Below are 2529 nucleotides of genomic sequence, written 5' to 3'. Positions count from 1 at the left end.
GGAGGTGCTCGCCCATCTGGACGACCTTGCCTCCCGTTCGGCGTGGGACGCGATGAGCGGGCTCGGTGCCGGACGGTTGCTCGCCGCTCTCCCACCCGGCTCCGTCGACTACACCCTGCTCGGCTCCTCGCCCACGCTCCTGGCGGCGGCCGAGGCCCGGCTCGCGGACTCCGGCCACCGGGTGCGCACCGTGCACCAGGGCGGTGCTGCCCTGCCCGCCGCGCACCTGCACGCCTACGACGCGGTGGTGGCCGCGAACGTTCTGCACCGCATGCCGAGTCCGGAGACCGCCGCGGCCACCATGGCGCTGCTGCTCAGGCCCGGAGGCCGGCTCCATGTGCTCGAACGCACCCACCTCACCCCGCTGGCAATGCTGATCGCCCTGCCGCTGGAGGCGGAGGCCGGCCGGCTCCGGCCCGGTGGCCCGAGTGGGTCCTGGCTGCACTCCGGTCAGCGGTGGGCGCGGGCCTGCGTCGCTGCCGGGCTGGTCAACGCCCGTGTGGAGCGCGCGGAGGCCACCGGAGAGGTCCTGCTCACCGCGGAACGGCCCCGCACGGCCGGCGGGGCCGACGTGGAGGACCTGCGCCGCTGGCTGGCCGACCGGGTGCCGGCCCACATGGTGCCGGGACACTTCGCGGCGCTGCCCGGGCTGCCGCTGAGTGCCAACGGGAAGATCGACCGGCGCGCCGTGCAGAGCCGCCTCGCCGCGCTGACCGACCGGCCGCGGGAGTCCGCCGAGCCGCCCCGGGGAGCCATGGAGCAGACCGTCGCCGACCTGTGGACCAAGATACTCCCGGTCGCCTCGGTGGGCCGCGACGAGAACTTCTTCGCGCTCGGCGGGGACAGCCTCCTCGCCACCCGGCTGGTGACAGAGGTGCACCGGGCCCTCGGCGTCGAACTGCCCATGCGGGACGTGATGCGGGCGCCGACGGTCGCGGCCCTGAGCGCGCTGATCGAGGGGCTGCTCGCCGCGGCCCAGGACAGGAAGCCGGGGGACCAGGCCCTGGCCGGTGACTTCGAGGAAGGTGTGCTGTGACCGTCGGTGAGCTGATCAGCGAGTTCGAGCTGGCCGGGATCCAGCTCTGGCGGGAGGGGCGGCAGCTGCGCTTCCGGGCGCCGCGCGGTGCCATGACGGACGAGCGGCTCGCGGCCCTGCGCGGCAGCAAGGAGCAGCTCCTGTCCGAACTGCCCGACCGGGTCCCGTCCGGAGAGGCGGGCGGCGCGGCCCCGGGCGGGCCGGGGAGCGCGTGGGTGGCGGAGCCGGAAGCCCGCCACGAGCCCTTCCCACTGACCGACATCCAGTCCGCCTATCTGCTAGGCCGGGACGCGGCCTTCGACTACGGCGGCGTCTCCTGCCACATCTACCTGGAGTTCCGGCGCCCCGCCGACCTCGACCCGGACCGGCTGCAGCAGGCCTGGGACAGCCTGGTCGAGCGCCACGACATGCTCCGCTCGGTCATCGCGCAGGACGGCACCCAGCGCATCGCGCCAGCCCTCGCCGACACCCGTATCCGGGTCACCGACCTGCGGGAGGCCTCCGCCGAAGCCGTGGGCGAGGCGACGGCCGCCGTCCGCGAGGAGCTCTCCCACCGGGTGCATCCGGCGGGCGAACGCCCCATGTACGAGCTGCGGCTGACACGGCTGGCGGACCACAGCCTGCTGCACCTGTCGATGGACTTCATGACGCTGGACTGGATCAGCATCCAGTTGCTGCTCACCGAACTGGACCGCCGCTACGAGCAGCCCGGATGCCCGCTCCCGCCCATCGACGCCACCTTCCGCGACTACGTCGCCGCGGAACGCCGGCTGCGCGACACCGAGCGCTACGCGCGCGACCGCGCCTACTGGTGGGACCGGGTCCACGAACTGCCCGCCGCACCCGCCCTTCCCCTGGCCGACGGCCACACGCCCGCCGACGCGCCGCCCCGGTTCCGCCGCCTGGCCACCTCGCTGACCGAGGACGCGTGGAAGGCGCTGAAGGCCAGAGCGGCCGCGCACGGCATCACCGCGGCCAACGCCGTGCTCGCCGCGTACGCCGAGACGATCGGCCGCTGGAGCGCGGGCGAGCGGTTCAGCCTGGGGCTCACCGTCCTGAACCGCATGCCGCTGCACCCTCATGCGGACCGGCTGCTCGGTGACTTCACCTCGGTGAGCCTGCTCGCGGTGGACCAGTCGGGGCGGGCCGCCTTCGCCGACCGGGCCCGCGGCCTCGGCGAGCGGCTGTTCGAGGACCTGGACCACCGGTTGTGCGGCGGTGTCGAGGTGCTGCGCGAGCTCGCCCGGCGGCGCGGACGCGAAGCCGCCCTGATGCCCGTGGTGTTCACCGGCGGCATCGGCGTCGTGGGCCGGGCCCTGGGCGAGGGAGCCGAGAGGCTCCGGCCGCTGTACGGGATCAGCCAGACGCCGCAGGTGCGGATCGACTGCCAGGCCACCGACCAGTTCGGCGGCCTGGAGGTCAACTGGGACGTCAGGGAAGGCGTGTTCCCCGACGGCCTGGTGGACGAGATGTTCGCGGCGTTCGCCGGACTG

At 74.3% G+C, this 2529-nt stretch carries 2 protein-coding genes; both read left to right on the top strand.

Annotation, left to right across the window (positions count from 1 at the left end; genetic code table 11):
- Positions 1–1036: class I SAM-dependent methyltransferase (locus tag B9S61_RS02745; RefSeq protein ID WP_146064684.1), on the top strand; the 1036-nt coding region annotated here is incomplete at its 5' end.
- Positions 1033–2529: condensation domain-containing protein (locus B9S61_RS02740; RefSeq protein WP_146064683.1), on the top strand; the 1497-nt coding region annotated here is incomplete at its 3' end. The genes B9S61_RS02745 and B9S61_RS02740, both read left to right, overlap by 4 nt.

It is taken from the genome of Streptomyces sp. SM1, assembly GCF_002910825.1.
Classification (GTDB): Bacteria; Actinomycetota; Actinomycetes; order Streptomycetales; family Streptomycetaceae; genus Streptomyces; species Streptomyces okerensis.
Note: the sequence above shows the minus strand (reverse complement) of the source record. Positions and strands in the feature narration are given on the sequence as shown.